The organism is Halococcus sediminicola, from assembly GCF_000755245.1.
In the GTDB taxonomy this organism is placed as follows: domain Archaea; phylum Halobacteriota; class Halobacteria; order Halobacteriales; family Halococcaceae; genus Halococcus; species Halococcus sediminicola.
In genome coordinates, this window is sequence record NZ_BBMP01000006.1 from 173,011 (window position 1) to 199,615 (window position 26,605).

22 protein-coding genes and 1 pseudogene are annotated in these 26,605 nt (G+C 64.9%); 13 read left to right on the plus strand and 10 right to left on the minus strand.

Annotated elements, in window-relative coordinates:
* Nucleotides 1-58 precede the first annotated feature (58 nt).
* Together ACP97_RS03785 and ACP97_RS03790 are read right to left on the minus strand one after the other, a co-directional pair.
* Complete coding sequence (locus tag ACP97_RS03785; protein WP_049996507.1) at nt 59-2,422, minus strand: xanthine dehydrogenase family protein molybdopterin-binding subunit; 2,364 nt, start codon at nt 2,420-2,422, stop codon at nt 59-61.
* A gap of 14 nt (nt 2,423-2,436) precedes the next feature.
* Entirely contained in the window at nt 2,437-2,685 is a 249-nt protein-coding gene (locus ACP97_RS03790; protein WP_049996508.1) for an acetyl-CoA carboxylase, read from the minus strand.
* A 251-nt stretch (nt 2,686-2,936) separates the two neighbouring features.
* Here ACP97_RS03790 and ACP97_RS03795 point away from each other — a divergent pair, with 251 nt between their 5' ends.
* Nucleotides 2,937-3,698: a LamB/YcsF family protein gene (locus ACP97_RS03795; RefSeq protein ID WP_049996509.1), complete on the plus strand. Its 762-nt coding sequence runs from the start codon at nt 2,937-2,939 to the stop codon at nt 3,696-3,698.
* Between the two features lie 16 nt (nt 3,699-3,714).
* On the opposite strand, the gene ACP97_RS03800 is transcribed toward ACP97_RS03795, so the two are convergent.
* The gene (locus ACP97_RS03800; RefSeq protein WP_049996510.1) at nt 3,715-4,683 is read right to left on the minus strand and encodes a 5-oxoprolinase subunit C family protein; all 969 of its coding nucleotides are present in this window, start codon (nt 4,681-4,683) and stop codon (nt 3,715-3,717) included.
* Nucleotides 4,680-5,582 (minus strand): 5-oxoprolinase subunit B family protein, encoded by a 903-nt coding sequence (locus tag ACP97_RS03805; RefSeq protein WP_049996595.1) that lies wholly within the window; start codon nt 5,580-5,582, stop codon nt 4,680-4,682. Before ACP97_RS03805 ends, ACP97_RS03800 begins: the two co-directional genes overlap by 4 nt.
* Nucleotides 5,583-5,681: 99 nt before the next feature.
* Here ACP97_RS03805 and ACP97_RS03810 point away from each other — a divergent pair, with 99 nt between their 5' ends.
* The gene (locus ACP97_RS03810) at nt 5,682-7,025 is read left to right on the plus strand and encodes an acetyl-CoA carboxylase biotin carboxylase subunit (RefSeq protein WP_049996596.1); all 1,344 of its coding nucleotides are present in this window, start codon (nt 5,682-5,684) and stop codon (nt 7,023-7,025) included.
* 141 nt (nt 7,026-7,166) lie between these two features.
* Nucleotides 7,167-7,607, plus strand: coding sequence for a hypothetical protein (locus ACP97_RS03815; protein WP_049996597.1), 441 nt, complete (start codon nt 7,167-7,169; stop codon nt 7,605-7,607).
* Nucleotides 7,608-7,656: 49 nt separating this feature from the next.
* Here ACP97_RS03815 and ACP97_RS03820 read toward each other — a convergent pair whose 3' ends face one another.
* Entirely contained in the window at nt 7,657-8,634 is a 978-nt protein-coding gene (locus ACP97_RS03820) for an NAD(P)-dependent oxidoreductase (protein WP_049996511.1), read from the minus strand.
* A 104-nt stretch (nt 8,635-8,738) separates the two neighbouring features.
* Here ACP97_RS03820 and ACP97_RS03825 point away from each other — a divergent pair, with 104 nt between their 5' ends.
* The 4 genes from ACP97_RS03825 (at nt 8,739) to ACP97_RS03840 (ending at nt 15,180) form a co-directional block, all read left to right on the plus strand.
* Entirely contained in the window at nt 8,739-10,019 is a 1,281-nt protein-coding gene (locus tag ACP97_RS03825; RefSeq protein ID WP_049996512.1) for an amidohydrolase, read from the plus strand.
* Nucleotides 10,006-11,271 carry a threonine ammonia-lyase gene (gene ilvA, locus ACP97_RS03830; protein WP_049996513.1) on the plus strand — a complete coding sequence of 422 codons (1,266 nt, stop codon included), beginning with the start codon at nt 10,006-10,008 and terminating at the stop codon, nt 11,269-11,271. The genes ACP97_RS03825 and ilvA overlap by 14 nt, the downstream gene beginning before the upstream one ends.
* A gap of 122 nt (nt 11,272-11,393) precedes the next feature.
* The gene (locus ACP97_RS03835; protein WP_049996514.1) at nt 11,394-11,729 is read left to right on the plus strand and encodes a hypothetical protein; all 336 of its coding nucleotides are present in this window, start codon (nt 11,394-11,396) and stop codon (nt 11,727-11,729) included.
* Nucleotides 11,730-12,354: 625 nt separating this feature from the next.
* Entirely contained in the window at nt 12,355-15,180 is a 2,826-nt protein-coding gene (locus ACP97_RS03840; RefSeq protein ID WP_237561084.1) for a hypothetical protein, read from the plus strand.
* A gap of 218 nt (nt 15,181-15,398) precedes the next feature.
* On the opposite strand, the gene ACP97_RS03845 is transcribed toward ACP97_RS03840, so the two are convergent.
* Complete coding sequence (locus ACP97_RS03845; protein ID WP_049996515.1) at nt 15,399-16,745, minus strand: aminotransferase class III-fold pyridoxal phosphate-dependent enzyme; 1,347 nt, start codon at nt 16,743-16,745, stop codon at nt 15,399-15,401.
* A gap of 127 nt (nt 16,746-16,872) precedes the next feature.
* On the opposite strand from ACP97_RS03845, the gene ACP97_RS03850 reads away from it, so the two are divergent.
* The 3 genes from ACP97_RS03850 (at nt 16,873) to ACP97_RS03860 (ending at nt 19,863) form a co-directional block, all read left to right on the plus strand.
* Nucleotides 16,873-17,520, plus strand: a complete 648-nt coding sequence (locus ACP97_RS03850; RefSeq protein WP_049996516.1) for a hypothetical protein — start codon at nt 16,873-16,875, stop codon at nt 17,518-17,520.
* A gap of 112 nt (nt 17,521-17,632) precedes the next feature.
* Nucleotides 17,633-18,994: an NAD-dependent succinate-semialdehyde dehydrogenase gene (locus tag ACP97_RS03855; protein ID WP_049996517.1), complete on the plus strand. Its 1,362-nt coding sequence runs from the start codon at nt 17,633-17,635 to the stop codon at nt 18,992-18,994.
* A gap of 98 nt (nt 18,995-19,092) precedes the next feature.
* The gene (locus tag ACP97_RS03860; protein WP_049996518.1) at nt 19,093-19,863 is read left to right on the plus strand and encodes a hypothetical protein; all 771 of its coding nucleotides are present in this window, start codon (nt 19,093-19,095) and stop codon (nt 19,861-19,863) included.
* 9 nt (nt 19,864-19,872) lie between these two features.
* Here the strand turns inward: ACP97_RS03860 and ACP97_RS03865 are convergent, their stop codons facing one another.
* Nucleotides 19,873-21,705 (minus strand): glycoside hydrolase family 15 protein, encoded by a 1,833-nt coding sequence (locus tag ACP97_RS03865; RefSeq protein ID WP_049996519.1) that lies wholly within the window; start codon nt 21,703-21,705, stop codon nt 19,873-19,875.
* A gap of 125 nt (nt 21,706-21,830) precedes the next feature.
* On the opposite strand from ACP97_RS03865, the gene ACP97_RS03870 reads away from it, so the two are divergent.
* Entirely contained in the window at nt 21,831-22,421 is a 591-nt protein-coding gene (locus tag ACP97_RS03870) for a hypothetical protein (RefSeq protein WP_049996520.1), read from the plus strand.
* Nucleotides 22,422-22,457: 36 nt separating this feature from the next.
* Here ACP97_RS03870 and ACP97_RS03875 read toward each other — a convergent pair whose 3' ends face one another.
* From ACP97_RS03875 to ACP97_RS03885, 3 genes are all read right to left on the minus strand, one after another.
* A complete protein-coding gene (locus tag ACP97_RS03875) occupies nt 22,458-22,922 on the minus strand; it encodes a nucleoside deaminase (RefSeq protein WP_049996521.1) in 465 nt (154 codons plus the stop codon).
* Between the two features lie 45 nt (nt 22,923-22,967).
* Nucleotides 22,968-23,351: a PaaI family thioesterase gene (locus tag ACP97_RS03880; protein ID WP_049996522.1), complete on the minus strand. Its 384-nt coding sequence runs from the start codon at nt 23,349-23,351 to the stop codon at nt 22,968-22,970.
* Nucleotides 23,352-23,431: 80 nt separating this feature from the next.
* A complete protein-coding gene (locus ACP97_RS03885; RefSeq protein ID WP_049996523.1) occupies nt 23,432-23,818 on the minus strand; it encodes a PaaI family thioesterase in 387 nt (128 codons plus the stop codon).
* Between the two features lie 111 nt (nt 23,819-23,929).
* On the opposite strand from ACP97_RS03885, the gene ACP97_RS03890 reads away from it, so the two are divergent.
* Complete coding sequence (locus ACP97_RS03890) at nt 23,930-25,249, plus strand: dicarboxylate/amino acid:cation symporter (RefSeq protein WP_049996524.1); 1,320 nt, start codon at nt 23,930-23,932, stop codon at nt 25,247-25,249.
* A 116-nt stretch (nt 25,250-25,365) separates the two neighbouring features.
* Nucleotides 25,366-26,583, plus strand: a pseudogene (locus ACP97_RS03895) (NAD(P)/FAD-dependent oxidoreductase).
* Nucleotides 26,584-26,605: the final 22 nt, after the last annotated feature.

Below are 26,605 nucleotides of genomic sequence, written 5' to 3' on the forward strand. Positions count from 1 at the left end.
GTCCTCGGAATCGACAGCGGAATTTTCACTCCATCGTTCTCGAACGAACGAGCGAAATCTACGGGTTTTCGTTCGTGGCCCGCCAGAGCTTCTCCGGGGTGAGCGGCATGTCGAGGTGGTCGATACCGAACGGTTCGAGCGCATCGACCACGGCGTTGACCATCGCCGGTTCGGCGGCGATGGTCGCCGATTCGCCGACACCCTTCACCCCGAGGGGATTGTGTGGGCTCGGCGTCTCCGTCGTCCCCGTCTCGAAATTCGGGAGCTGGCCCGCCTTGGGAACGGTGTAATCCTGCATCGAGCCGGTCACCAGCGTGCCGTTGTCGTCGTAGACCGCCCCCTCGAACAGGGCGGCACCGATGCCCTGTGCGATGCCGCCGTGGATCTGTCCCTCGACGATCATCGGGTTGATCTGCTTGCCACAGTCGTCGACGGCGACGTACCGCTCGATGTCTATCTCGCCGCTCTCCGGGTCGACCTCCACGACGGCGACGTGCGTCCCGAAGGGGAACGTGAAGTTCTCCGGGTCGTAGAACGACGTCGCTTCGAGGCCGGGTTCGACGTCGTCCGGCATGTCGTGGGCGAGGTACGCCTGTTGGGCGACTTCCTGTATCGTCAGCGAGCGCTCCGGAGCGCCCGCTACCTCGAACGCCCCCTCCTCGAACGTGATGTCTCCCACATCGGCCTCCAGTTGGTGGGCAGCAATCGTCCGCGCTTTCTCGACCACCTTTCCGGCGCTCTGGGCGATTGCCCCGCCGCCGACCGGGGCGCTTCGGCTTCCGTACGTCCCTCTGCCCTCCGGGATCTGGTCCGTGTCCCCCTCGACGATCTCGATGTCCTCGTAGGGGATGCCGAGTTCGGTCGCCGCGATCTGGGCGTACGTCGTCCGGTGGCCCTGTCCCTGGTCGGCCGTCCCGCAGAACACTGTCGCCGTCCCGGTGGGGTGGACGCGGACGAGACCGCTCTCCCAGAGACCGGCCTGCGACCCGAGTTCGCCGGCCGTCTGCGAGGGCGCGAGACCGGCCGATTCGACGAAGCACGCGACCCCGATGCCGAGATACCGACCTTCCGAACGAAGTTCTTCCTGACGCTCCCGGAGGTCGTCGTACCCTACGATATCGAGCGCCTCGTCCATCGCTTTCTCGTAGTCGCCGCTGTCGTAGACCACCGCGACGCTGGTCTCGAACGGGAAATCATCGGCGTCAATGAGGTTTCGCCGACGCAACTCCACGGGGTCGAAATCGGCCTCCCGAGCGGCGACGTCAACCAGCCGTTCGGTCACGTAGATGCCCTCCGCGCGTCCCGCTCCACGATAGGCATCCACCGGCGTCGTGGTGGTGAACGCCCCGACGACCCGGCAGTGTATCGCGGGGATGTCGTACTCGCTCGAAAGGATGGTCCCGTACAGATACGAGGGCGTGGCCGTGGCGAACTGCGACAGGAACGCCCCGAGACCGGCGTGGGTCTCGACGCGCAGGGCCGTAATGTTCCCGTCCTCGTCGAGCGCGATCGCCCCCTCGGTCACGTGGTCGCGGCCGTGGCAGTCCGTGACGTATCCCTCCGAGCGCGTCGCCTGCCACTTCACCGGCCGTCCGAGCTGCATCGAACACCACGCCACGACCGCCTCGTCGGGATAGTGGTAGATCTTGCTGCCGAACCCGCCGCCGACTTCGGGGGCGATGACGTCGATTTTCTGCTCGGGGAGGCCGAGCGTGCCCGTCGAGAGCAGCAGTCGGTGGAGATGAGGGTTCTGACTCGTCATCCACAGCGTCAGCTTCTCGGTAGCGGTGTCGAAGTCGGCCAGTGCGGCCCGCGGCTCCATCGCGTTCGGGATGATCCGTTGTTGAACGAGGTCCACCTCGGCCGTGTGTGCGGCGGTCTCGAACGCCTCGTCGACGGCGTCTCCGTCGCCGAGTTCCCAGTCGAAGGCGACGTTGTCGGGCGCTTCCTCGTGAACCGTCGGTGCGCTTTCCTCGACTGCGGCGGCCGGGTCGGTGACGGCGTCCAGCCGCTCGTACGTGACGTCGATGAGACCGAGCGCGTCCTGTGCGATATATCGGTCCTCGGCCACCACGACGGCGATTCCGTCGCCGGTGTGGCGAGTCTTGTCGGTGGCAAGAATCTTGTACTGGGGCGTCACGAGTCCCGGCAGCAGCCACGCCGTCGGGATGTCATTCGGAACCCCGCTCTCATCGATGTCCGCACCGGTATAGACGGCGATCACACCGTCGTGAGCCTCGGCGTCGCTCGTGTCGATGTTCTCGATTCGGGCGTGGGCGTACCGACTGCGAAGGATGGCGGCGTGGGCCGTCCCCGGCAGTGAGATGTCAGCCGTGTACTCGGCCTCGCCGGTGACGAGTGCGGCGTCCTCGCGGCGCTCGACCGCCGAGCCAAACGCCTCTTTGGGGTGGTCTGTGGGCATGATTCATACACCAATCATTCCGGCGCGATCTCGACGAGTTCTTGACCGGCTTCGATCTCGACTTCGTTCTCGACGAACACCCGCTCGACGACGCCGTCGGCGTCGGACGTGATCTCGTTGAAGTTCTTCATGACGCCGATCATCCCTACGACGTCCCCCTCTTCGATTCGGTCGCCCTCCTCGACGTAGAACTCCTCGTCCGGGTCCGGCCGCCGGTAGAAGACGCCCGGCATCGGTGCCTCGATGGTGGTATTCTCGCTCATTTGCGGTTATCTGGTCGTTCCGGTGTACGCATTACCTTATTGGTATTTTTCTTTCATATTTCCCGTGGCTATTTATCCCGTAACGCCATCGGGCGACGTCGTTCTCCGCTGCTCCCGATTCGCCTTCCAAACCGCCGCGCGACGATGACTGCTCACGGCGCGCTCGATAGCACGCCCACGAGTCGCAAATCGGTGTACCGCTCTCCGTGATGGCGGCCAAGGTTGATTATCGCCCGCCGCCATGCTCGCTCATGGTGACGATCGACATCAACTGCGACATGGGCGAGAGCTTCGGCAACTGGTCGATGGGCCGCGACGAGGAAGTGATGCCCTACATCACCTCCGCCAACATCGCCGGCGGCTACCACGCCGGCGATCCACACGTTATGCGCGAAACCGTCGACCGTGCCGTCGGTCACGATGTCGGTATCGGCGTTCATCCCGGCCTGCCGGACAAGATGGGGTTCGGTCGTCGGCAGATGGACGCGACCCCGGAGGAGTTGCGCGAGTACGTGCTCTACCAACTCGGTGCGCTCTCGTCGTTCGCCGACGCCAACGGAGCCTCGGTACAGCACGTGAAACCCCACGGCGCGATGTACTCGATGCTCTCGGAGAGTCCCGACCACGCGCGGGCCGTCATGGAGGGGATCACCGAACTGGATGCGGACCTCATCTATCTGGCGACCGATATGAACATCTACGAAGTCGCACAGGAATTCGACGATCTCAAGAGTGTGTTCGAGGGCTACGTCGACCTCACCTACCGGCCGGACCGAAGCGTCATCGTCGAACAGGAGAAGGAACGGCCGGACACGGAGCTGGTCGCCGAGCGGTTCGTCAGTATCGCGCTGGACGGCGAGGTCGAGGCCGAAAACGGCGAGACGATCGACATTCCGGCCGACAGCATCTGTATCCACGGCGACACGCCGAACGCCGTGGAGATTCTGGAAGCGATCCACGACCGGGTCGACGAGCACGACATCGAACTCGCCCCGCTTGCCGAGATCGTCTGATCAATCGGTTATCCGCTCAGCCGAGAGAATCTCGAATCGCATCGAGAGTCCGCGACTGTGCCTTTCTCGCGTCGAGCGCCTCGTCGATCGATATCGACTCGAAATCGACCGTCCCGTGCGTCGGCCGCTGGGCGAGCCGGTCACGGTCGGGGCTGATGACGGTCCCGACCGTCGCGTAGCCGCCGCCGGTGACGGCATCGCGCATCAGGATGATCGGCTGTTCGGGCACCTGAATCGAGCCGATGGGATAGCCGAGATCCACGACGTTCGAGGGATCCGCCCCGGCACCGAACGGCTGTTCGCGCTCGACGAACTCGATGTCGGGTCCCGTGAGCCGATAGCCCACCCGGTCGGCCTCGGGTGTCACCGACCAGTCGGCGTCGAGAAATGCTTCCTTACTCTCGTCGGTCAGGCGGTAGTCGCAGAGACCCATCACGACCCGGATCGAGGCGTCGTCGGCGTAGTCCGGGCGATGGTCGGATTCGACGCTGTTTCCGACAAAGTTGGATCCATCGGAGGCGTCACCCACTGAGAGCACGTCGCCGGCTTCGAGTTCGCGGCCCTCGTAGCCGCCGAGACCGATGAGCGTGTAGGTGGCACGGCTGTCCATGACGGTGGGGACGTCGATGCCGCCGGCGATGGCGAGATACGACCGCGCGCCCGCGGTCGCGTAGTCGACCGAGAGGGTCTGGCCGGCATCGACGGAGACGGCCTCCCAGAGCGGGACGTCCTCGCCGTCGAGTTCGGGCGACATGTCCGCCCCGGTGACGGCGACGACGGCGTCCTCCTCGAATTCGAGGTCGGATCCATAATACGTCATTTCGAGCGTTGCGGCGTCCTCGGAGTTGCCGACGAGCGCGTTCGCCACTCGATGGGCGAACTCGTCCATCGCACCTGCGGGCGGCATCCCGATGTGGTAGTGGCCGTATCGACCGGTATCCTGGACCGTCGTCGACAGTCCCGGCTCTTCGACACGGAGGCTCATGCGACTTCCTCCACGACCCGCTCGTTGTATCCATATGGGTCGGCGAAGAACTCGTCCGGCTCGAAGGCCAGATCACCAGTGGTGTACTCGTAGCTGTCGTTCTCGACCGCGTTCCGGATCCGGTCGTACTCGTCGCGGTCGATCCGCCGGAACGTGACGATGTCGCCGGGATTGAGATAGACCATCGACTCCTCGAACCCGGACAGCGACTGCTCGACGTCGAGCACCTCGACCGGCGTCCGTCCGAACAGCTGGTAGCCGCCCGCGCCCTGGACCGGATAGACCACCGAGAACGCTCCGCCGTACCCGATCGCGCGGCTCGGCGTGTTCGTGCGCGGCTGGACGTACTTCGGGACCTCGATCTGGCGGTCGGCGGGCACCATCTGAAACATCCACGGAAGCCCGGGGACGAAGCCCATCATCGTCACCATCTGTGGCTGGCTCGAGTGGGCCTCGATGAACGCCTCGGCGCTGTCGTAGCCGTTGATCCGAGCCGAGTACTCGAGATCGGTCGATTCCGGGTCCTGATGGTTGTCCCTGAAATCCATCATCACCTCGTGGGTCCACGGGTCATCGTAGAGGACGGGGATCTCGACGACCCGGGCGTCCCACGAGTAGTCCGTGAGGTCGATATCGGCAGCGATCTCCTCCAAGGTCTCGATGAGCGCGTCCGGGTGCAGGCGGTCGGGGTCGAATCGGAGCAGGTAGGATGCGTTCGCCGGGCACACCTCGACGACCCCGTCGATGTCACGCCGTCGGACCTGCTGAGTGATCGCCATCGCCTTGAAATTGGCATCGAAACTCATCGCCTCGTCGAGTTCGACGAACACGTGGTCGTCCCCACCGTACGTATACCGTGGCTCGGGGAGGCTCCGGCGCTCGATGACGTCTTCGCTCATGGTCCGTTGACCTCTCTCGACCGATCCACCTATACTTTCCGCAAAATTGAGTCCGCCGAGCGCCATCACTTTTACGCGTGGTGCGCGAAACCGCGAATGATGTTCGACGAAGTACTCGTCGCGAACCGTGGCGAGATCGCCGTTCGCGTCATTCAGGCGTGTCACGAACTCGGAATCGACGCGGCCGTCGTCTATAGCGACACCGACGAGCACGCAAAGCACGTCCGACAGGCCGACGAGGCGGTCCACGTCGGGTCGTCGGCCGCACGCGAGAGCTATCTCGACCAGGACGCCATCCTGGACGCTGCCCGCCAAGTGGATACTGATGCGATCCATCCGGGTTACGGCTTTCTCGCCGAGAACGCGGACTTCGCGGCCGCCGTCGAGGAGAGCCAGTTCGTCTGGGTCGGGCCGTCGAGCGACAGCATGACCACGTTCGGCGAGAAGATCCGTGCTCGACAGCAGATGGACCGCGCGGGCGTCCCCATCGTTCCCGGCTCGACTGACCCGATCGATTCGGCCGCCGAGGTGGAATCGTTCGCAACCGAACACGGCTATCCCGTTGCGATCAAGGCCACCGGTGGCGGTGGTGGCCGTGGACTCGAAGTCGTCGACGAGGGCGACGACGTCGATTCGAAGCTACAGAAAGCGCGCCAAGAGGGAAAGGAGTATTTCGACAATCCGGCTGTCTACGTCGAGAAGTATCTCGAAAGCCCTCGCCACATCGAGGTGCAGGTCATCGCGGACGAACACGGCAACGTCCGCCATCTCGGCGATCGTGACTGCTCGCTCCAGCGCCGTCAGCAGAAGCTCCTCGAAGAGACCCCGTCGCCGGCGCTCTCGGCCGACGAACGGGAAGCGGTCTGCGAGGCGGCGCGTCGCGGCATCGCCGAATCGGAGTACGTCAACGCCGGCACCGTCGAGTTCCTCTACGAGAACGGCGAGTTCTACTTCCTCGAAGTCAACGCGCGCATCCAGGTCGAACACACGATCTCCGAGGTGGCAACGGGTATCGATCTGGTGGCGTGGCAGCTCCGCGTCGCCGCTGGCGAGGAGTTGGAGTTCGCCCAGTCCGACATCCAGCACCGCGGCGCTGCCATCGAGTTCCGGATCAACGCCGAGAACCCGAGCGAGGACTTCGCCCCGATGCCGGGCGAGTTGACGACCTATCGGCCGCCGCGCGGAATCGGCGTCAGGATCGACGATGGGGTCGACGAAAATGATAGAATAAGCCCGTTCTACGACTCGATGGTCGCGAAGTTCGTCGTGAGCGGAATCGACCGCGACGAGGCGATCCGTCGCGGGAAGCGAGCGCTTCGAGAGGCGGCCATCGAGGGCATTCCGACGACGATTCCGTTCCATCTACAGGCGCTCGACGACGAAGCCTTCCTATCCGGCGACCACACCACCAAGTACGTCGACGAAGGGATGGATATCGACTAGACGGCTTGCGTGACAGACGACTGTAATTATATTTATTACGGTGGTGGGTGAGAGTACATTACGTCAACGGATGGTTGATTGCTGGCCGTCGGCGGCGAACGGATAGTCTCGGACGGACTGCGAACCGGAAACCGGCTCCCGATGAAACGGAAACCACACTCTCGACGCGGATTCGTCGGACACGCGCCCCGAATCGTGCTCACGGATCCGTACTATACGGTCGCGGAACTCACCCAGATCGTCGTCGGAGTGGTGGGTGTATTCGCGCTCGTCGTCGCCATCGTCGATGGGGCCGAATTTACCGTTCCGTCACTAACCGTGGGCGTCGTCTTCCTCGCGGTCTATTCGGTCGCCGAACTGACGCTATCCCGCGCGGAACCGCTCCGCGGACGGCTCGCCACGTCCGGGGGGAGCGTCCCCGACGCGGTCTGTCGGCTCCATCATCATTCCTTCCGTCCCGACGGAACGACGACCGCGGACGGAGCGGGACTCTCGCACCGAGAACAACCCCCGCAGATGACCTGGACGTGCGCTCGCTGTGGCGAACAACGCCGGCTCGAACCGGGTGTCTCACCCGACTGAGTGACCGAGACGTGTCTTCTCGTGGAATCTTCGAGAATCTCATCGAACCCTATCGAGGCGTTTCCCACGGTGTGCGAACGGCGTTTTCCAGTTCCTCACCCGAATCGAGGCGTTCGACGTTGCGCGCGACGATGTCGGCGAGGCGCTCCCAGTGGTGGGGTGTGTGCCCGCCCGTGTGGGGCGTGATGAGGCAGTTTTCGAGCGTCCAGAGCGGGTGTTTTTGGGGTAGGGGTTCGGGGTCGGTTACGTCGAGCGCCGCGCCACGGATGGTTTCGGACTGGAGCGCCGCCACGAGCGCGTCGGTGTCGACGATACCACCACGAGCGGCGTTGACGACAACTGCCGATGGAGGTAGGGTGGCGAGCGCCTCGCCATCGACGAGTCCGCGCGTCGTCTCGGTCAGCGGACAGGCGATGGTGAGGTAGTCGGTCCGTGCGAGCGCGTCGTGGAACTCCTCCTCGCCGAACCCACACACTTCGTCGGTCGGGCCACCCTTTTCGGGTGTGTAGCGAACGCCGATGGTATCCACTTCGAAGCCCTGCAATCGCTTGGCGAGGGCCTGCCCGATGGCACCGAGTCCGACGATAGTCACAGTACTGTCGGTGAATTCGCCCGATTGGAAGTGTCGCCACTCGCGGTTCTGCTTGCGTCGCCAGCCCTCGTGGAGCCGTCGGGCGAACACGAGCATGTTCCCGATGGCCTGCTCGGCGATGCCCGGAGCATGAATGCCGCCGGCGTTCGTGACGGCGACGCCGCGCTCTGTGAGCGCATCGACCGGCACGTGGTCGGTGCCGGCGAACGTGCACGCGAATAGTTCGAGATTTTCCGCTCTATCCAGCAGGCTCTCGTCGAGGTCGATGCCGGTGACGACGCGCGCGCCTTCGACGAGTTCGCGCTCTTCGTGCGGCGTTCGGGCGAGTTGGATCTCCAGTTCAGACAGTCGCTCGCGGAGTCGATCCGCGTACGCTGCCATCGACAGTCCTTCCGTTCCCTCGCGGAGCACGAGAATATCTGTATCGGCGGTCATGGATCCCTCACTCGCGCGGTCGGCCGGTCCCGTCTTATCGCTTTTGCGTGATGGCTTCAACAGTAACCGTACATTATTATGATGGTGGGGCGACATTGGCCGGTATGGCAGTATCAGTAGCCGACCGACTCGTGGACGTCCGCCGCCGACTCCATCGCTTTCCCGAACCGGCGTGGCGCGAGTTCCGCACGACGGCCGCGCTCGTCGAGGAGCTCCGGAGTATCGGCGTCGACGAACTCGCGGTCGGTCCCGACGCCTACGACCCCGACGACCGGATGGCCATTCCCGGCGAATCCGAACTCGCTCCGTGGTACGACCGCGCCCGCGAGGCCGGGGTCGACGAGGACCTACTCGCGCAGATGGAGGGCGGCAACACCGGCGTCGTCGCCGTCCTCGAAAAGGGAGCAGGGCCTTCGGTCGGCCTCCGCGTTGACATCGACGGGCTGTTGATCGAAGAATCCGACGAGAGCGGCCACCACCCACAGGCCGAGGGTTTTCGCTCGGAGACGGGCGAGACGATGCACTCGTGTGGCCACGACGGACACATGACCATCGGTCTCGGCGTGCTCGAAGCCATCGAGGAGAGCGACTTTGCGGGAACCTTCACCGTGTTTTTCCAGCCCGCCGAGGAAGAGTCGGGCGGCGGGAACCCGATGGCCGAGAGTCGCTTCGCCGACGGACTGGACTACCTCTTCGCCGTGCATCTCGGTCTCGACCATCCCTCCGGCGAGGTCGTCGCGGGCATCGAGAAGCCGCTGGCGATGTGTCACCTCACCGCCGAGTTCATCGGCACGTCCGCCCACGCTGGCAAGGCTCCACAGCAGGGCGACAACGCGATACAGGCGATGGCCACGGCCATCCAGAATATCTACGGGACTCCGCGCCACAGCGACGGGATGACACGGGTCAACGTCGGCCGGGCGGACGCCGGCAGCGCGAGCAACGTCATCGCCGAGCGCGCGAAGCTCTGGGGCGAGGTGCGCGGCGAGACGACGCCGCTGCGCGAGTACATGAAAACCGAGTTCGAGCGCACCCTCTACGCGGCGGCCGAAGTCCACGACTGCGACGTGGACTTCAAGATCGTCAGCGAGTCGCCGAGAGCCGACAGCGATCCGGAACTCGCCGAGGTCGTCTACGAGGTCGCCGACGGAATGGAACGCGTCGATTCCACAGTCAAATCGGCCGAATTCGGCGCGAGCGAGGACGCGACCTTCCTGATGGAGCGTGTCCAGGACGAGGGTGGGCTCGCGACCTATCTCATCGTCGGCACCGACCACCCGACGAGCCACCACACGCCGACCTTCGACATCGACGAGGCGAGTCTCGAAACGGGTATCGACGTTCTGACCGACTCGATCCTCGCCGTCGCCGATGGGCGAGTCTGACCTGACTGCGGCGGAGATCGTGAGTCTCGCCGATGTCGAGGCGGCCCGCGAGCGCATCGCCAACGTCGTCCATCGCACGCCGCTCGACACCTCGCGGACGTTTGCCGACATGAGCGGCGCAAGGTCGGTGGGTCTCAAACTGGAGGCGATGCAGCGCACCGGCTCGTTCAAGATACGTGGCGCGTACAACCGGCTGTCGCAACTCTCGGCCGACGAGCGAGCCAACGGCGTCGTCGCGTCGAGCGCGGGCAATCACGCGCAGGGGGTGGCGCTCGCCGGACAGTTGCTCGATATCGACACGACAATCGTCGTCCCGGAGATAACGCCCGCGGCGAAGATCGACGCGACGAGAGGTTACGGAGCCGACGTCATCGTCGAAGGCGAGCAGTACGAGGCGTCCTACGAACGGGCGCTCGACATCGCCGACGAGGAACGTCGAGAATTCGTCCACCCGTTCGACGACGCGGCCATCATCGCTGGACAGGGAACTATCGGATGCGAACTCCTCGAACAACTGCCCGATCTCGACACGGTGATCGTCTCCATCGGCGGCGGTGGCCTGATTTCGGGTATCGCAACCGCGCTCAAAGCCCACGACTCAGATGTTCGCGTCATCGGCGTTCAGCCCGAGGGCGCAGCCCACGCCAAGCCGTCACTCGAAAAAGGAGAGATTCGCCGGCTTTCGACCGTGGACACCGTCGCCGAGGGCATCGCCGACGCACGACTGCTCGAAAAGACGTTCGCCGTCGTCCGCGAGCGCGTCGACGACGTCGTTGCGGTATCGGACGACGAACTGAGCGCCGCGGTGGCGCTGACCGCTGAGCGTGCGAAAGTCGTCGCCGAAGCCGCGGGCGTGGCCCCGGTCGCGGCGCTGCTCTCGGACGGTCTCGATGTCGAGAATGAGACCGTCGCTGCGGTCGTCTCCGGCGGCAACGTGGGTCTGCGCGAACACGCCGAACTCGTGCGTTCGGGATTGCTCAAGCGTGGTCGATACGCAACCGTGCGCCTCGAACTTCGCAACTGGCCGACCGGTGTCGCCGCGGTCGTCGACGCAATCGAGGAGTGCGGGGCCGAACTCGACGAACTGGCGCGCGTTCGCCGCGACCGCGGAGACAGGCCCAATCGCACGCCCATCGAACTCGTCGTCGCGGGCAGCGGTCGAAACCATCTCGAAACGGTCGTCGAATCGCTGGACGATCTGGACGGCATTGGAGTGGCCGAGTGTTCGCCCGATCCACGGTCGACCGGGTAGTCGTATATCGTCCCCTGTGAGCGGAACGACCACGAAACCCTGACTCGCTGCATTCGTTACCTGCTACAACTATCGCCGATCAAGGCGATAGACTTAGTACATGATAGTCCGTACGAAAGAGCGTGCCCGACGAAACCATCGAAATCGAAAACGAACAGACCGCGGCGGATGCCGATTTCATCCGCGGTTCGTCAGGCGTATCGATAGCCTCGGTCGAATCGACAGCACGCTCGCCCCGTGCAGTAGTGCTGTTCGAACTGATCGAGGGTCCGGCGACTTCGCAAGACATCAGCGAGAGCACGGATCTCTCCGCCAAACGGGCCACCCAAGCGTCGAACGAACTTCTCAAGCGTGAGCTCATCGAGGTGCTCGTTCCCGAGAACGACTCCGCGGGGCCGGTTTTCGGCGTGCTGCCACGAGGCGAGAAGGCAGCAGTCCAGATCGAGCAATCGCAGTAGTTGGATCGACGGCCGCGGCCACTGCTTTCTCTTGAGATGACTCCTAAGTACCGAGAACAGAGGCAGCAACGTCTCCCGAGCGATTCGATTGCCGCCGTTCGATAGCGATTCGGAGATGGTGGTCCGAACGATGCAACGTTCGGCTGATTGATAATTTATATTCGAGATATGCGAGGTAAGGATTACTAAAGAATGATTTATATATTGTCGGTCAGTCGCCTTCTATCGAACGATGGGCGAGGAGAGAGGATGTCACACAAACCGGACGGGGGACAGGGTGACAGCGTACCGCGTGAAATCACTTCAACTATCGGTTGAGCGGTCCAGCGGAGGACCTCACGACTACCACACTGTGGAGACGAACGCAAAGAGGGCTCACTCCGAACGGGGGCGAGACGACTACCGTGTTGGGCCACCGCGCCCTCAGGACAGTGGTCCGTTTTCAGAGAACAAAGCGACACACTACCGACAACGTTACACATAGATGCTACGCAACGACAGCGAAAGCGAAACGAAAGATAGTGTATCGATCAACCGGCGGTCGTACCTGCTGACTGCGGGTGCTGCGGTCGGTCTGGGTGGGTTTGCCTCTAGAGAAGCCAGTGCTGCCATAGAGCGACGGGGAATGCAGTTCAATAGCGTCGTCGACATGGTCGAAGACGCCGGCTGTGATCCCTCTGGGAACGAGCCGTGTGACGAAGAGCTACGGGCGGCCGCCGACGACTACACGCTCTTGAAGTTCCCCGCCGGAACCTACAGACTGACCGAGCAAAGCGTCGTGCTAGGGAAAACGAACCTCGGCTTTCTCGGCGAGGGCGACGTTCGATTTGTGGTTCCGGAGGCGTTCAACGAGAAGGTGCTCGTCGTCGACAGCGGAACCGGAGTGCTCTTCGAGAACATCGACATCGACCTGACCGCCGACGGCGCGACGCCCGGCTTGCATCTCGGGACCGACGACGACCTCGAAGTCCACGATGTCGAGTTCGTCGGTCGGGGAATACATCCCGACAGCGACCCGCGAGGCGAAGGCAGCGCCAATCCCGCGGTCACCAACGCGTTCACCCCGATCGTGAGAGCACCCGACGGAACGGGTCGCGTCACCAACGTCGTTGCGAGAAATGCCGGATTGATGGGTGCGTACAACGGTGGCGACGGTCGCGTCGGCGTCTGGATCGGTCTCACCACACAGGGAACGATCACGCTCGAAGACTGTCGGTTCGAGGGCTTTCCCAACAACGGACTCTACTGTAGTCGGACGAACGGTGTCGTCCGAATCGAGGGTGGTGCATTCAGAAACAACGACATCTCGCAGGTTCGCATCGGCAGCGAGGGAAGCTACGTCGACGGCGGAACGCTCTCGGTCGATGTCGGCGCGAGTGACAGCCCCAACCCGGGCGATATGCTCAACGGGCGCGGCGTGCGCCTCGAAGTCGGTTCGCTCGACACGGCCGGGCCGGAAGTACGGAACTGTGATGTCGTCATCGCCAACGCACCGCATTCCGGCGGTGGAGTGGTGGCGTCGGGCGACATCGGCTCCTTTGCCGCACGCGACACCCGCATCCGCGTCGACCCCGACGGCGTTCGGGGCGTGTTGGCGAAGGACCCGACCGGTGGGAGCTACGCGACCGACCCGCCGTACGACGGCACGCTGCGAAGCGTCAGCGTCACCGGCACCGCACGCGACGCCGCGGCCATCGAACTCCGCCAGCGCTCCGGGTCGGTCGTCGAGAACTGTTGTGTCCAGACCAGCGGTGACGGCGTGAAACTCGTCGACTCCGACGACGCCGTCGTTCGGAACACGACGGTCGATGTGGCCGGCGAGGCAGTCGTGAGCGAGAACTCCTCGGTCGAGACCACCGCTATCGGTGACAGCGGACGGTGTCCCGTGCCGAACGGAGCCACAGACTCGGAGGGATCGTTCGAGAGCACGCTCACCATCGAGGCGGCCCCGGAGACCGACTACGAGTTCGCGGTGAGCGGGAAACTGGAGTCGAGCGCGGCGTTCGGGGCGACCGACGACCCGAACGACGAGGTCGCCGGTTCGACGGCGACCGGGCAGGTGGGTGAGGGCGGCCGCGACAGCTACACGTACTCGGGGAAAGTGACGAAACTGCTGTTGCGCGGCGGTGCGAACCTCTACTTCGACGGCGACTCGGTCGATCCAGCGGGGCATCTGCCGAACACGGTGACGGTCGAAAGCGAGTCGCACGCCGAGTACGAGATCACCACCAGCGACGGCATCGTCAAGAGCGAAGCGATGGGTGCGGCCGACCCGAACGACGATATCGGGGGACGAACCGTCGTCGGACAAGTCGGTGAGGGTGGACGCGACAGCTACGCCTACCCCGGCGAACTCACTGGTCTAGAAATCGACGGCAACGCCACCGTCTATCGCAATGGTGAGGAGATCGACCCCGATGAGTTCGGCGTCGGGGATACACTTACCATCGAGGGAGCGCCCGAGGCAGATTACGAACTCGTGGCGAACGAATCGCTCGAGAAGACCACCGCACACGATGCAACGGTCGACCCCAACGATGCGGTATCGGGGCGGCGTGCGACGGGACAGGTCGGCGGTGGGGGGCGTGACAGCTACGGGTTCGCGAGCGAGATCACCCGCCTCGTTCTCGACGGCGGCGCGAATCTCTACTATGGTGGTGACTCGGTCGATCCAGCGGGGTATCTGCCGAACACGGTGACGGTCGAAAGCGAATCGCGCGCCGAGTACGAGATCACCACCAGCGACGGCATCGTCAAGAGCGAAGCGATAGGTGCAGCCGACCCGAACGACAGTATTTCGGGACTGACGGCGACCGGACAGGTAGGCGAGGGTGGCCGCGACAGCTACGCCTATCCGGGGGAAATCGTGAGTCTCGGCACCGACGGCGACGCCACCGTCTACCGTAACGGGACGGAGATCGACCCGGACGAGTTCGGATCTGCCGACGTACTCACCATCGAGGGAGCACCCGAGGCCGACTACGAACTCGCGGTGACCGACACGCTCGAACAGAGCACGATGTACGATGCGACGGCCGACCCGAACGACGCCGTCGAGGGGGCGAGTGTAACCGGTCAGGTCGGCGGTGGTGGACGCGACAGCTACGCCGTTTCCGGGGGCGTCAGTCGGCTACTGCTGGAGGGAGGAGCGACCTTGTACTACAACGGCGAACCGGTCGACCCTGCCGAGTACCTGCCGAACACGGTGACGGTCGAAAGCGAGTCGCACGCCGAGTACGAGATCACCACCAGCGACGGCATCGTCAAGAGCGCGGCGATGGGTGCAGCGGACCCGACGGATACCATCGATGGAGCGACCACCACCGGACAGGTGGGCGCGGGCGGACGCGACAGCTACGCCTACCCCGGCGAACTCACGAATCTCGAACTCGACGGCGACGCCACCGTCTATCGCAACGGAACGGTTCTGGAAAACCCCGAGGAGCTGTGATATCCCTCACCAGTCGATACTGTCGGTCGGAAGTCGTTGCGTGATGGTTCACGGAAAGCCACGAGACAGCGAGATCGTCTCTCGAAGGTATCGTCGGTAGCGCCGACCGACAGTACGAGACGACGGGTCGACCCTGTGGTTCGGTCGCCATCGCGGCTCTGCTCATCACACCGGTGTGGAGACGTACCGATAGCGGTTGTCCCAGGGGACCGTTCGGGTCACGCTCGGGCGGCGTCGATTGCGTCGCCGAGAATCGAGGTTCCGAGATCGATTTCGCGCTCGGTGACGTCGAGCGGCGGCAACAGTCGAAGCGTCTTCTCGCCACAGCCGAGCGTCAACATCCCCCGTTCCAACGCTTCCGCCACGACCGCATCCCGGCGCGCGCCGGTGTCGAACTCGACGGCGAGCATCAGGCCTTTGCCGCGCACGTCGACGATTTTCTCCGAGTTCGTTTCGCGCAGCGTCGCCTTGGCCTGCCGGCCGCGCGCGACGGCGTTATCCATCAGATCGTGCTCGTCGATGGCTTCGAGCGTGAACAGCCCCTGCATCGAGGCGATGATATCGCCGCCGCCGAACGTCGAGCCGAGGCGGTTCTTCTCGTCGGGGAACATCTCGCGGCGCGCGACCGTTGCGCCAACCCTGAGCGCTTTCGCCGCCGCGATGATGTTCGGCTCGATTGGGTAGTGGTCGGATGCCCACATTTCGCCCGTGCGCCCGACGCCCGACTGGATTTCGTCGACGATGAGCGGAATCTCGTATTCTCGGCAGACGTCCCCGATCTCCGCCATGAAGGCGTCGCTCGGGAAGCGATAGCCGCCGACGCCCTGAATCGGTTCGAGGATCACGAACGCGACCTCTTCCGGGTCGACGTGGCCACCTTCGGGTGCGAGCGCGTTTCGGAACACGGAGCCGGAACCCGTGAAGAAACCACAGTCGCAGGTCTCGGCCGTGCAGTCGCGACGCTCGCAGAACGGAATCGTCTCGACGCCGGCTATCTCGGGATAGTGGCGCGTGTAGACGGGGTTCGCGTTGGTCGCAGACAGCGTGCCGAGCGTTCGCCCGTGGAAACTGCCGGCGAAGGAAAAGCCGTATTTCGCCGCGGGGCGGTGATCGTGGGCGATCTTCATCGCGTTCTCGACGGCCTCGGCCCCCGAATTCGAGAGGAAGACGGTGTCCATGCCATAGTGTGCCGAGCGCTCGGCGAGCGCTTCCATCAGGTGACTCGACGAGGGGAAGCGGGCGTCCTCGGGGTCCGTGCCCGCGCCGAAGTACATGTCCTGGCCGGCGATCTTCAGCGGGTCGACGAGGTCGAACTCCTCCAGTTTGCCGAGGATCTTCTCGTTGTTGTAGCCGAGCGGTGCGGCACCGATGTGACAGGTGAAATCCAGCAAGACGTTGCTATCGACGTCCGTGACGAACGGGCCGTCGGCCTCGCGGGTGATGTCCCAGACGAAATCGTGGGAGTGCTCGCTGGGTGCGGCGTGTGCGTGGCTGTGTTCGACCCAGCGGCGCGCCGCCGCGCCCGGAATCGCCGTCGCGTCCGGTTCCGCGCTGTCCCGATTCATATACAAAATACGTGTACGTCATCCCCCAAAATCGTTGCGGTCGTTTCGGTAATCGATATGAGTAGCCGAATCGTCGGCATTCGCCCCGTGCGGAACGCTTAATGGGCCGAATACACACTATCTGTGTATGGACGGCGACGAGACCGACGCGCCCGAGGGCCGTGCCTACTCGGCCGACCGGGGGCGCGGCATCCTCACGCCGAGCGACCGGGAATTTCTCCTCGGACGGAAGACCGACTACACCGAGCACTCGAAAAAGCAGAAGCGAAACCGCATTCGCCGCCGGCTGCGCAACGCGCTGCTCGATTTCACCATCCTGTTCGAGCACCTCGAAGAGCGCGACCGCGAGACGGTCTTCGACCCCGACGACGAGGCGCGCGCGGCCTACACGCAGGGCATCACGGATCTGCTGGGCTTCCTCCATCTCGGGACGATGGGCTATCACGTCCCGTTCAAGAACATGCTCAGTCAGGGCGTCAGCCGTGCCGAACAGGAGCTGTCGGGGTCGGACTACCGGATGGTCAACGTCGAGTTCAACGTCGAACCGGTCGGCCAGATCGACGTCGACGCGGTCATCGACAAACTCGACGCGGGCGCGTTCGACGACATCACCGACGAGGAACTGCGGGCGTTCATGCGCCTGCTCGCCGATTCCGAGGAGTTCTCCGCGACCGCGCTACGAACGGGTATGAAAGAGCAGATGCTGGAGTTCATCGAGGAGGTCAACGAGGCGTCCGAGGAGCACGACCGGCGCGTCGAGGAACTCGGCGACTGACGATCGGCCGGGGTCGCACTCCGTTCGACTCGTCGACTCGTGTCTCCCTTCCCGCGTCGAGCCGACGAAAACGACCAAAACGTTAATGACGTACACGATTAGTGGTTACGTCATGGAGACGGTCAACCCGGCGACCGGCGAAGTCGTCGATTCCTACGAGGAGGACAGCGCGAGCGACGTCGATAGCGCGCTCGCGCGTGCCGAGGACACCTTCGCGGAGTGGCGCGAGGTGCCCATCCGCGAGCGCGAACAGCTCATCGCAGCCGCCGGCGACGTGCTCCGCGAGAACGAGCGCGAGTACGCCGAACTCATGACCGAGGAGATGGGCAAACCCATCTCACAGGCGCTCGGCGAGGTCCAGAAGTGTCAGTGGCTCTGTGACCACTACGCCCAACACACGAGCGAGTACCTCGAAGCCGAGACCCATCCGAGTCCACCGGGTACAACTGTGAAAACTGTGTACGACCCGATGGGACCCGTGCTCGCGGTGATGCCGTGGAACTTCCCGTTCTGGCAGGCGATGCGCTTTGCCGTGCCCTACCTCGCGGCGGGTAATGTGGGGTTGCTCAAACACGCCTCGAACGTTCCGGGCTGTGCGCTCGCCATCGAGGAGATCTTCGAAGAGGCTGGCTTCCCCGAGGGCGCGTTCCAGACCCTGCTCGTCGGGTCGGAGAAGGTCGACGACGTGCTCGCCGACGACCGCGTGCGCGCGGCGACGCTGACGGGTAGCGGTCCGGCCGGGCGGGCGGTCGCCTCCTCGGCGGGCGAGAATTTGAAGAAGACAGTCCTCGAACTCGGCGGGAGCGACCCGTTCGTGGTGCTCGACGACGCCGACGTCGACGCGGCGGCCGAGACGGGCGCGTGGGCGCGCAACCAGAACGGCGGCCAATCCTGCATCGCCGCCAAACGCTTCATCGTTCACGAAGACATCTACGACGAGTTTCTCGACCGATTCGTCGAGGAGTGCGAGGCGCTCACCGTCGGCGACCCCACGGACGAAGAGACCGACGTCGGCCCGCAGGCCCAGTCTCACCTGATGGAGGAACTCCATGAACAGGTCGAAGAAAGTGTCGATGCCGGCGCGAACGTCGTCATCGGCGGCGAGCCGCTCGACAGGGAGGGACCGTTCTACCCGCCGACCGTCCTCACCGACGTGCCCGAGGGCTCGCCGGCGGACAGTCAAGAGCTGTTCGGGCCGGTCGCGTCGGTCTATTCGGTCGAAGACGAAGCGGCAGCCATCGAGAAAGCGAACGACACGGAGTTCGGCCTCGGCGCGAGCATCTGGACCGAGGACCGCGAGCGCGGCCAGCGCGTCGCCCGCCGCATCGACGCCGGCTGCACCTACATCAACCAGCTCACGAAATCCGACCCGAGGGTTCCCTTCGGCGGCGTCAAGAACTCGGGCTACGGTCGTGAACTCTCCGAAGCGGGCATCAAGGAGTTCGTCAACCGCAAGACCGTTTGGATCGAATAGTTCGACGAGCAGCCCGTTCGATCTCGTACCGTTCTCTCGACCGTCGTCTCTCGTGTGAAGATGGCCATTCACATGTACGTGCGGGGGTTCCCCTCCGCATGAGCGAGGACAGACAGGTGACCCTCGGCGGCGGTGAGGTCGAAGAGGGCGAACCGATGACCGACGATTTCGGCGAGGAACTCGACGAGAACGCGACCAAGGGTGGCTACAGCCGATACGACGTGTCGAGCCTGCTCCAGAAGGCGGTGCGGCGCTCGGACGAGGAGTGTGCCGCGTGGGCGGCGTGGGAACTCACGCGTTCGGGCTACGCGTGGAACCTCTGGGACCGCCTCGCGCTCTACGTTGTCGAGGACCTGCGCGCGGGCGAGGAGATCGTCCTCCTCATCGAGCGCTACGAGCGGTTGGCGACCGAACGCTGGGACGACGACGGCTGGGAGGGCCGCCTCTGCGGGATTCACGCCGCGCTCGCGGCCGCACGGGCAACCTCGACCCGGGAGGCCACCTACGCCGACGAGTATTTCGGGCGCGTCGCCGCCGAGCGCGCCGCCGCCCGCGAGGCGGGCCGCGACCCCTCGTACGATTTCCCGGTCGGCGACCTCGAACCCGGCGGACAGTACGACGTGATTTTCGACCAGCACACCTACGAGGGCAAGAAGATGGACCGTGGCGGGCGCTACTTTACGGTTCACGGCGCGCGCGTCGGGCCGACCGGCGAATCGGAACTGGGTGAGCGGTGGCGACGCCGGAGCCTCGACCTCGCCGAACGATCGTACAGCGACGCGGAACGCGACCACGCGCTCGCACCCGTCGATTCCGACGACCGGTGGAGCGAACCCCCCATCGACGAACCGGATTCGGACGACGCCTGACGATTGGAACTACGCCGATTCCGGCCCGAACGGCTGGATTTCGATACCTTCCTCCGCCTCGTGGAGGAACAGTGCGCTGTTGACGAAGCCGATGTGGCTGAACGCCTGCGGATAGTTCCCCAACAGTTCGCCCGTCTCGGCGTCGATCTCCTCCGAGACGAGACCGAGCGGGCTGAACTGCTCTTTGAGGTTCTCGAAGATTTCACGGGCGCGCTCGACCCGATCCATGCGCGCGAGACAGTCCACGAGCCAGAACGAGCAGAGGACGAACGTCCCCTCGTCGCCCGGCAGTTCGTCGTGTTCGTAGCGATAGACGAATCCTTCGTCGGTGGCTAGCCGGTCGACGACGCTCTCTATCGTGCCCTCGATGCGCGGGTCGTCGAACGGCAGCAGGCCCGTGAGCGGGAGCAAGAGCAGGCTCGCGTCGAGTTGGTCGTCGTCGAACGCCTGCGTGAAACTGTTTTGCTCCTCGTCGAAACCGCGCTCGAGGACCGTCTCCTTGATCGCTTCGCGCTCGTCGCGCCACTCGTCGAGCGGGGCGTCGAAGTCGTTCGCCTCGGCCATCTCGATGCCGCGGTCGACGGCCACCCAGCACATCGCCTTCGAGTGGACGAACTGTTTGGGACCGCTGCGCATCTCCCAGATGCCCGAATCGGGGCGCTCCCAGATCTCACAGACGTACTCGACGATCTCACGGACGGCCGCCCAGTCCTCGCCGGCGATCGAGCGGTCGGACCACGAGAGCTGGTGGATGGCGAGTATGAGTTCGCCGTAGATCCCCAGTTGCAGTTGGTCGGCCGCACCGTTGCCGATGCGCACCGGCGAGGAGTTCCGATAGCCGTCGAGGTGGTCGAGTTCCTGTTCCTCGTAGGTCGAGTCGTGCTGGAGTCCGTAGATCGGCTGGAGATCCGATGGATCGACCGCCCGTCCGAGTTCGAGGAAGTCGTCGAGGTAGTTCACCGCCTCCTCGGTGTCGCCGAGGTTGCCGAACGCCCGCACCGTGAAGGCCCCGTCGCGGAGCCAGTTGTAGCGGTAGTCCCAGTTGCGCACGCCGCCGACGACTTCCGGCAGCGAGGTGGTCGGTGCGGCGGTAATTCCTCCTGTGCCCTGATAGGTGAGCAGTTTGAGCACGAGGTCGGAACGCACGACCTCGTCGTGGCCGCGGCCCGCGAACGGACAGTCCTCGTCGTCGGGACAGGTGTGCGCCCAGTCGCGCCAGAACTCGATGGTGTTATCGAGTAGGCGTTCACACGAGTCGGCGTCGGTCGGTGCGCGCGTCCCGTATTCGAGGACGAACCACTCGCTGTCGTACTCGGAAAGCGAGAACGTCGTGCGGGCCGCGCCGTCGCCACAGTCGAGGGAGTGAGGACTCGACAGTGAAATCCGTCTGGCGTCGCCGGTCGCCACGACGCCGTCCTCGATGGGTTCGACGCGCGAATCCGCGCGGGCGTAGTCGAATAGCGGGTCGAACTCGACGGTGAAATCGACGCTGCCCTCGGTGCAGACCACGTTGCGGTAGAGACCGCGCACCTTCGGCTGGTTGCCCTCGTTGTCGGGCGACAGCGGCATGAAATCGGTCACGTGCGCGGTGCCCGACTCGGTGTGGAAGGTCGTCTGGAGGACGTTCGTCCGCTCCATGTACTCCTGTTCGGCCTCGTACTCGCCCGTGGGGTGGATGGCGAAGCGGCCGCCGTCGTCGGCGTCGAGGATGGCCGCGAAGACGCTCGAGGAGTTGAGTCGGGGGAGACAACACCAGTCGATCGCGCCATCCCGTCCGACGAGCGCACAGGTTTCGAGGTTGCCGACGAGACCGTAGTCAGAAAGCGGTTTGTAGTCACTCATCGCTTCGTGTGGGTCGTCTCGGTCGTATTCATTCCGACGGCTGTTGTGCGAGGCGGTATATCGGTCTGTCGCCCGAAATCACCCTCGAACGACAGTCCTAACAGCGCGTGACCCGGATTCGTGGCATGGTCGAGATCAACGAGCGAATCGTCGCCGAGGCCGACGACCGCGGCGAGTCGCTACTCGTCGACGAGTTCCTCACGCTCATCGAACAGTACCATTCCCACGACCGCCCCGGCATCGCGTGGGACACTCTCGAAGCGTACACCGACGCGATGGCGGGCACCGACTACGGCCACGGCCACGACATGGAGGGTGTCCTCGACGCGGTCGACGAGCGCCTCACCGACGGCGAGTACCGCACTGATGCCTTCTACCGCGTCGGCGACGACCGCGTCAGCGTCTATCCGGCCAGCTGGCACGACCAACTCGGCGGCGAGATCGATCTCCGCGAATACGTCCGCTTCCTCACGAACCGCGACATCGACGCCGAGAACGGGGCCGAACTCGGGGCGAACGGCGGCGGCGTTCCCGAACCGCTCCTGATCGAGATCGCCGGCATCGTCGGCCGGACCGACCCCGACACCGTGAAATCCAGGCTCGAAGACCTGCGCGAACAGCACGAACTCGTCGAGGGTGCCGACCAGCATCCGAACGCGCGCGTCCGCCTCCCCGAGAACGCCGACAACCTCCGCGATTCGAGCATCGACTCCTGAGCACCGATCGGCGCGCCCCACACCGTTCGACCGAATTCAGACCGAGCGGTACTCGCGGTGGATATCGAGACCGTCGTCCTCGCGGACGTCGCGGACGACCGTGGCGTCGTGGTCGCAGCGCTCGAAGACCTCGCCGCAGGGGATCATGGCCGCGCCGCCGAACGCCTCGGCGGCGCGGGCGGCGCCGACGCTGTAGACGACCCCGCCGAGACCGGCGATGGCCATGCCGCCGGCACACATCGGGCAGGGTTCGGTGCTCGTGTACATGGTCGTCCGCTCACGTTCTTCCGGGGTGAGTTCGCGTGCCCCGCGCCGGGCGAGGGCGAGTTCCGGGTGGGCGGCGATGTCGTCGTCGGTGTTCTCGTGATTGCTCGCCTCCATGACGATATCGCCGTCGAGGACGAGCAGCGAACCATAGGGTCCGTCGCCGCGCTCGCCGGCCTCGCGCGCGAGTTCGAACGCCCGCTCCATGTACGCCTCGTGGTCGCTCTGGGACGTCATACCCGCTCTTTTCGGGCCAGAGCAATGATTCGTGTGGTTCCGCGCTCAGTCCGTTTTGTAGACGCCGCGCACGTCGGCTATCGGCGTCCCGTCGGCGGTCGCTACGTCGACATCGACGACGCCGATAGCCCCGCCCTCGCGGACGACGTCGGCGGTGGCGTGGAGGTCGCCGGTGCCCGCTTCGAGGTAGTCGATGCGCATGTCGATGGTCGGTACGGGCTGGTCCACGACGGAGACGAGCGCCGCGCCGCCGACCGTATCGGCGAGCGTGAAGGTCACACCGCCGTGAGCCATCAGCCGGTCGGCGTTCCACGACAGTTCCTCGCGCATTGCGAGGTGGCCTTCGGCGTGGCCGTCGCTGGCCTCGGTCACCTCGACGCCGAGCAGATCGGCAAAGGGCATCTCCTCGAAGAAGTTCTCGATGTCCATACGCGACGCACTCCCACCGACCACTAAAGCGCATCGACGGTCGTGCAGGCGGTCGGTGGTTGGCAGTCGGTGGTTAACGGTCAGTCGGGCCGATAGACGCGCCCGCGGAACGTCGCGATCGGCTCGTCGCGCTCGTCGCTGACGCGGACGTCGTACTCGGCGGTGCGCCCCGCAGTGTGAGTCTCCTCGGCGACGGCAGTTATCGTCCCGTCGACGTCGGCCGGCGCGAGGTACGAGATGTTGGTTTCGAGCGCGAGCGCGGCTCTACCGTGTGAATTCGAGGCGGCGGCGAAGGCCGCATCCGCTAGCGAATAGACCGCGCCGCCGTGGGGCGTTCCGTGGAAGTTACACAGCGACTCGTCGAGTTCGAGTTTCGTGACTGCGCGCCCCGCTTCGAGCGTTTCGAGGTCGATGCCGAGGGTGGCGCAGTACGAGTCGTTCGCTATCCGTTCGCGGGCGTCGTCCATGCCCGCGACTCGTTCGCGTCGGACAATATCCCGTCGATGTCGCCAGCCGGTCGTGTGTCCGTCGCGCCAGCACCCGACAGGCATAGCCCCATCGCCGCACAAGGCTCGTCGATGTCGGCTACTGGCAGTTCGGTCGTCAGCGTGTGGAATCGGTATCGGTCCGTCCCGATCGTCTATCGCCTCGCCGCTGCGTTCGTCCTCGGGGTGGTCGTCGCCTTCACGGTCGGTCCGCCCGCGGCGGCGCTCGCGCCGATCGGCGACCTCTTCTTGCGTCTGCTCGGGATGATCGTCGTCCCGATCGTCGCCTTCAGCCTGCTGTCGGGCGTGCGCCGACTCTCGCCGGCCCGGATGGGGCGCGTCGGCGGCATCGTCGTCGGACTCTATGCCATCACGACCACGATAGCGGGCGTCATCGGGCTGGCGGTGGCGAACCTGCTCGACCCCGGCACGGGCACGACGCTCACCGGCGGCGGGAGCGACTCCGCACAGCCGCCCGGACTGCGCGAGGTCGTCCTCGGTATCGTCCCCGAGAACCCGGTGGGCGCGCTGGCTCGCGGCGACTTGCTCGCCATCATCTTCTTCGTCATCGTCTTCGCCATCGCGCTCGCGCTCGTCCGCGAGCGAACCGACGACGAGACGGTGCGTGAGGGCGTCGAGACGTTCTTCGCGCTCGCCGAGGCCGGCATGGAGGCGATGTTCACGATCGTCTGGGGCGTCATGGAGTTCGGCGTACTCGGCGTGTTCGCGCTCGTCGCGGCCGAACTCGCCGGCAAGGACGTCGGCGCGATCGTCGCGCTCGGCTCGCTGGTCGCCGTCGTCACCCTCGCCATCGGTATCCACATCGCGTTCACCTATCTGCTCGTCATCGTCTCCGGACTCGTCGGCAGATCCCCGGGCTCGTTCCTCCAGGGTGCTCGCAACGCGATGGTGACGGCGTTCACCATCCGCTCGTCGAGCGCGACGCTGCCGGTGACGATGAGCGACGCCGAGGAGAACCTCAAGATCGACGAGAGCATCTACGGCTTCTCGCTCCCCCTGGGATCGACGGCCAACATGGACGGCGCGGCGATCCGACAGGCAGTCACCGTCGTCTTCGCGGCGAACGTCGTCGGCCAATCGCTCGGTCTCGGCGAACAGGTCGCCATCCTCCTCATTACTGTGCTCATCAGCATCGGCACGGCTGGCGTCCCCGGTGCGGGGCTGATCATGCTCACCGTCGTGCTCCAGCAGGCCGGGCTCCCCTTGACGATCGTCGGCTTCGTCGCGGCTGTCGATCCGGTGCTCGGGCGCGTGGCGACGCTCAACAACGTCACCGGCGACCTCGCAGTCTCGACGCTCGCCGCGAAGTGGAACGACGCCATCGACCTCGATAGCGGCGTCTGGGCGAGCGGCGACACCACCCTATCGGGAACGCCCGCCGTCGACGCCTGACCTGCCGATTCAAGCCGTGCCGTTTACTCCTCCGAGAGTGACGATTCGGACATGGATAGCGACACATCGTGGTCGACGGACAGTACGGCGAACCGTCCACCCGTTTTCGAGGAACGATGACCGACCGTATCGTCGTCCTCGGGGCGGGCTACGGCGGCTGTGCGGCGGTCCGCAGTCTCGAAGACGAACTCGAAGACACCGACACCGAACTCGTCTGGATTTCCGAGGAGGACTATCATCTCCTGCTCCACGAGAGCCACCGCTGTATCCGGACACCCGACGCGCGCGCATCGGTCACGATTCCGGTCGCGGACATCAAATCCGCAGACACCGAGTTCGTGCAGGCGACCGTGACCGGTCTCGATACCGACGCTCGTACTGTGGAACTCGCCGATCACGAGGACGTCGACTACGACTACGTGGTGGTCGGGCTCGGTAGTCAGACCGCCTTCTACGGCATCGACGGTCTCGAAGAACACGCCTTGACGCTCAAGAGCCTCGGCGACGCGCTCGCCATCAACGAACACCTCACCGAGGCCGCCCGCGAGAGTTCCCGAAGCGACCCGGCACAGGTCGTCATCGGCGGTGGCGGTCTCACGGGCATCCAGGTCGCCGGCGAAATCGCGGCGTGGGCCGACGAGCAGGACGCGGAAATGGACGTCCACCTCGTCGAGCGCTCGGATCAGATATTCCCGGGCCACGACCACGAGTTTCAGGGGGCGATTCGTAACCAACTCGAAGCCCACGACGTCGAGATCGACACCGGCGCGGCGATGACCGGCGTCGAGGAGAGTGAAATCCAATTCGACGAGCGCGATCCGATGGACTACGACGTGCTGGTCTGGGCCGGCGGCGTCACCGGCTAGGACGCGCTCGAAAGCGCCGATGTCGACACGGACCACAATCGGGTATACACCGACGCGACCTTCGAAACGAGCGACGAGCGCGTGTTCGCGCTGGGCGATTCGGCGCTGGTCCAGCAGGACAAAGAGGAAGGGCCGCTCACCGAGGAGGCCGTCTGGGAGACCATCGTCGACGACGACCTCGCGGACGTGCCGCCCCCGACCGCCGAGGCCGCGTGGGAGGAGGGCGAGCACATCGGCGAGAACGTCGCGCGCGCCATCGCCGGCGACGAGCGCGAACACTGGGCGTACATGAACAAGGGCACGGTCGTATCCATCGGCGACGCGGCCGTCGCTCACGACGTCATCGGCATCCCCATCAACACGTTCGGTGGAACCGGCGCGCGCATCGTCAAGAAGGGGATCTCGGCGCGCTGGATCGAGTCGATCACGTCGGCGCGCCGCGCGGTCCGCTCCTGGAGCGACATGTAATCTCGCTAGACTCGGGGCCACA

Excerpts from the sequence above, each read along its gene's own strand:
- ACP97_RS03805 (WP_049996595.1), bottom strand. The coding sequence starts at position 5,582 with ATGAGCGAAGACGTCATCGAGCGCCGGAGCCTCCCCGAGCCACGGTAT.
- ACP97_RS03875 (WP_049996521.1), bottom strand. The coding sequence starts at position 22,922 with ATGACGTCCCAGAGCGACCACGAGGCGTACATGGAGCGGGCGTTCGAA.
- ACP97_RS03825 (WP_049996512.1), top strand. The coding sequence starts at position 8,739 with ATGGCAGTATCAGTAGCCGACCGACTCGTGGACGTCCGCCGCCGACTC.
- ACP97_RS03890 (WP_049996524.1), top strand. The coding sequence starts at position 23,930 with ATGTCGGCTACTGGCAGTTCGGTCGTCAGCGTGTGGAATCGGTATCGG.
- ACP97_RS03865 (WP_049996519.1), bottom strand. The coding sequence starts at position 21,705 with ATGAGTGACTACAAACCGCTTTCTGACTACGGTCTCGTCGGCAACCTC.
- ACP97_RS03885 (WP_049996523.1), bottom strand. The coding sequence starts at position 23,818 with ATGGACGACGCCCGCGAACGGATAGCGAACGACTCGTACTGCGCCACC.
- ACP97_RS03790 (WP_049996508.1), bottom strand. The coding sequence starts at position 2,685 with ATGAGCGAGAATACCACCATCGAGGCACCGATGCCGGGCGTCTTCTAC.
- ACP97_RS03880 (WP_049996522.1), bottom strand. The coding sequence starts at position 23,351 with ATGGACATCGAGAACTTCTTCGAGGAGATGCCCTTTGCCGATCTGCTC.
- ACP97_RS03855 (WP_049996517.1), top strand. The coding sequence starts at position 17,633 with ATGGAGACGGTCAACCCGGCGACCGGCGAAGTCGTCGATTCCTACGAG.
- ACP97_RS03850 (WP_049996516.1), top strand. The coding sequence starts at position 16,873 with ATGGACGGCGACGAGACCGACGCGCCCGAGGGCCGTGCCTACTCGGCC.
- ACP97_RS03870 (WP_049996520.1), top strand. The coding sequence starts at position 21,831 with ATGGTCGAGATCAACGAGCGAATCGTCGCCGAGGCCGACGACCGCGGC.
- ACP97_RS03840 (WP_237561084.1), top strand. The coding sequence starts at position 12,355 with ATGCAGTTCAATAGCGTCGTCGACATGGTCGAAGACGCCGGCTGTGAT.
- ACP97_RS03800 (WP_049996510.1), bottom strand. The coding sequence starts at position 4,683 with ATGAGCCTCCGTGTCGAAGAGCCGGGACTGTCGACGACGGTCCAGGAT.
- ACP97_RS03845 (WP_049996515.1), bottom strand. The coding sequence starts at position 16,745 with ATGAATCGGGACAGCGCGGAACCGGACGCGACGGCGATTCCGGGCGCG.
- ilvA (WP_049996513.1), top strand. The coding sequence starts at position 10,006 with ATGGGCGAGTCTGACCTGACTGCGGCGGAGATCGTGAGTCTCGCCGAT.
- ACP97_RS03785 (WP_049996507.1), bottom strand. The coding sequence starts at position 2,422 with ATGCCCACAGACCACCCCAAAGAGGCGTTTGGCTCGGCGGTCGAGCGC.
- ACP97_RS03820 (WP_049996511.1), bottom strand. The coding sequence starts at position 8,634 with ATGACCGCCGATACAGATATTCTCGTGCTCCGCGAGGGAACGGAAGGA.
- ACP97_RS03795 (WP_049996509.1), top strand. The coding sequence starts at position 2,937 with ATGGTGACGATCGACATCAACTGCGACATGGGCGAGAGCTTCGGCAAC.
- ACP97_RS03815 (WP_049996597.1), top strand. The coding sequence starts at position 7,167 with ATGAAACGGAAACCACACTCTCGACGCGGATTCGTCGGACACGCGCCC.
- ACP97_RS03860 (WP_049996518.1), top strand. The coding sequence starts at position 19,093 with ATGAGCGAGGACAGACAGGTGACCCTCGGCGGCGGTGAGGTCGAAGAG.
- ACP97_RS03810 (WP_049996596.1), top strand. The coding sequence starts at position 5,682 with ATGTTCGACGAAGTACTCGTCGCGAACCGTGGCGAGATCGCCGTTCGC.